This is a genomic window from Streptomyces sp. IBSBF 3136 (assembly GCF_036815105.1).
Taxonomy (GTDB): domain Bacteria; phylum Actinomycetota; class Actinomycetes; order Streptomycetales; family Streptomycetaceae; genus Streptomyces.
Map to the genome: position 1 here is coordinate 1 of NZ_JAJSZC010000417.1, position 2,816 is coordinate 2,816.

The 2,816-nt window shown below is 75.9% G+C and carries 2 protein-coding genes; one reads left to right on the forward strand and one right to left on the reverse strand.

The window, feature by feature from the left end; translation table 11 throughout:
- Nucleotides 1–233: 233 nt before the first annotated feature.
- Nucleotides 234–1,748 carry a helix-turn-helix domain-containing protein gene (locus V7E45_RS39725; RefSeq protein WP_443056358.1) on the reverse strand — a complete coding sequence of 505 codons (1,515 nt, stop codon included), beginning with the start codon at nucleotides 1,746–1,748 and terminating at the stop codon, nucleotides 234–236.
- Between the two features lie 335 nt (nucleotides 1,749–2,083).
- Between V7E45_RS39725 and V7E45_RS39730 the strand changes: the two genes are divergently transcribed.
- Complete coding sequence (locus V7E45_RS39730; RefSeq protein WP_333779162.1) at nucleotides 2,084–2,704, forward strand: L-threonylcarbamoyladenylate synthase; 621 nt, start codon at nucleotides 2,084–2,086, stop codon at nucleotides 2,702–2,704.
- Nucleotides 2,705–2,816 lie beyond the last annotated feature (112 nt).

The following is a 2,816-nucleotide window of genomic DNA, read 5'->3' on the forward strand; positions in this document are numbered from 1 at the left end:
CCGCGGGCGGGCGGGGGGGCGGGGCGGTGGGGGGGGGGGGGGGCGGGCGGCCCGCGGGGGGGGGCCCCGCGGGGGGCCCGGGGCGCGCGGGGCTCCGACCGGTCCCCCGTTCCGGTCGTGCCCCGCGGCCCGATGAATCTACGCGGGGGGACAGGGCGGCGGGTATCGCGCCGGTGCCCTCCCGGGAGCGGCGAGGACTCACTCGTGCACAGGTGAGTCCGGTTCGCCCCGGTTCACCTGCCGAGTGCGGGCACCGCGAGGGCGCCGGTGGACAGATGGGCCAGCACGACCTCGTACAGGTCGCTGCCCATGGCCAGCAGCTGGCGTTCCAGCACGGGTTCGGCGGCCCGGACGTGGTCGCGCACGGTCTGGGCGTGGACGCCCAGGTCGCGGGCTGCGCGTTCGGCGTTGGAGTCCGCGGCGATCCAGGCGCGCAGGGTGCCGCGCAGGTCGCGGCCGTCGCCGTCGAGGCGGCCGAGGAGGTCGTGCGCCCAGGCGCGCAGCGCGGCCGAGGTGAGCAGGTCGCCCAGGCGCGCGGGGGCCTGCGGGGCCGGGGCCGGCTCGTCGGTGTCCTGTGGTTCCCGCGCCGCCTCGGTGTTGAGCGCGAGGTGGGCGGCGGCGCGGGTGGTGAGGTCGGAGAAGTCGGCGCCGAGCAGGGTCTCGACCCGGTCCATGCGGGCCCGGACGGTGTTGCGGCTGACGCCGAGTATCTTGGCCGCGTTGACCGCGGTGAACTCGAGGCCGAGCCGGGTGGTGGCGAGGAGTTCGGCGCGGATGTGGTGGGGCAGCCGGTCGAGGGGCCGCAGCACTCCGGCGGACCAGGCGCGCAGCGCGACCGGCTCCATGAGCCGTGCGGGGCGGGTGCGTTCGGCGTAGACGGCCGTCTGGTCGGGGCGGAAGCGGGCGACGGCGAGGGCGCTGATGGCCTGCGCGTAGGCGGTGGCGGTCCGGGCGAGGCGCTGGCGGAGGCTGCCGCCGAGGAAGACGCCGGGCCGGCCGGCGACGAGGGAGCGCAGCCGCTCCCCCGCCGCCGGGCGGGGGGTGACGACGATGACGTGGCCGTCCATCGCGGGGCAGCGCACGACGAGGGCCTCGCCGCCGGTGGCGTCGGCGCAGTCCTCGGCGAGCCGGTCCCGGTCCGGAGGGGCACCCTCCAGGACGTAGACCCGGGCCGCGTCGGCCTCCAGCAGTCCGGGCCACAGGCCCGCGGCGACCCGGCGGGCGGAGACGGTGTCCTCCACCATCAGCAGTTGCAGGATGGCGAGGCGGAGATCGGCCGTGGCACGCCGCAGCCGGCGCCCGGCCTCCGTCAGCTCCCGCTCGCGCAGGAGCAGTTCGAGGACGCTCGCGGTGCGGTTGACGATCTCGGCGGCGCGCCGGTCGAAGGGTTCGGGGCGGGACACCGCGAGCACCGCGCCGACCGCCCGGCCCTGTTGCGGGTGGGGTATCGCGACCATGCGGACATGGCGTCCGCCGTCCTCCAGGGCGGCCGCGGAGATCCGGCCGGTGACCAGGTCGGCGAGCACGGTCTCGTCGAGGGGCAGGGGTTCGCCGGCGAGGAGGCCGCCGTGCGCGTCCCGGAGGCAGACCTCGGCTCCCACGGCGGGTCCGAGCCAGCCGACGACCCGGCGTGGTTCGCGGCCCGCGGGGCGCAGATGGTCCAGCAGCTGCTCCGCCCACACGCCGTCGGCGTCGTGCGGCTGCCGGGTGCGGGGGGCCTCGTCGGCTCGGCCGGCCACGTCACCCATCTCCTCGTCCTAGGAAATCCTGGGGTTCGACCCCGGCTCTCCCCAGGGACGTTACCCCAGGCCCCGGCAGCGCCCGCCATCTGCTGGGCTGCCGGCAGACGCGGCTCCGCCGGCGGCCCTGGGGGGGTTGGACCGCCGGCGGAGACACCGCGACCCGGAGCGGGGGGACGGCCCCGGGTGCTTCACCGGTCGATTGCCCCGGATTCAACGACGTACACCTGACGAGTTTCAAACTGCGTCGGGCCCGGGTTCCCGCCCCGCCGTGCGCGTGCCGGAACCCCGTGGCGTGCCGGTGCCGCGCGCACGGTCCGGGTGGGCGGCATTAAGCTCGGCGAATGGCGAAGTACTTCGACGTGCACCCCGAGAACCCCCAGCCGCGCAGCATCGGACAGATCGCCGACGCGGTCCGGGAGGGTGCGCTCATCGCATACCCGACCGACTCCTGCTACGCGCTGGGCTGCCGACTTGGCAGCCGGGACGGCATGGACCGCATCCGCTCGATCCGCCGTCTGGACGACCGGCACCACTTCACCCTGATGTGCCGGGACTTCGCGCAGCTCGGGCAGTTCGTGCACGTCGACAACGACGTGTTCCGGGCCGTGAAGGCGTCCACCCCGGGCAGCTACACCTTCATCCTCCCGGCCACCCGCGAGGTGCCGCGCAAGCTGCTGCACCCCAAGAAGAAGACCGTGGGGGTGCGGATCCCGGACCACGTGGTCACCCAGGCGCTGCTGGCCGAGCTGGGCGAGCCGCTGCTGTCCAGCACGCTGCTGCTGCCGGACGAGGAGGAGCCGATGACCCAGGGCTGGGAGATCAAGGACCGGCTCGACCACGCGGTGGACGCGGTGGTCGACTCCGGCGACTGCGGCACCGAGCCGACCACGGTGGTGGACTTCTCCGGCGGCGGGGTGGAGATCGTGCGGCGCGGAGCCGGGGACACCAGCCGCTTCGAGTGAGAGTGCGCCCGGAGGAGCCGGAGCGGGCGGCCGCGGCGCAGTGGATCTTGCGTGGCAGCATGGGCGGTATCCGCGGTGCCGGGCGGCCCGCCCCGCCCGGCCCCCGTTCCTC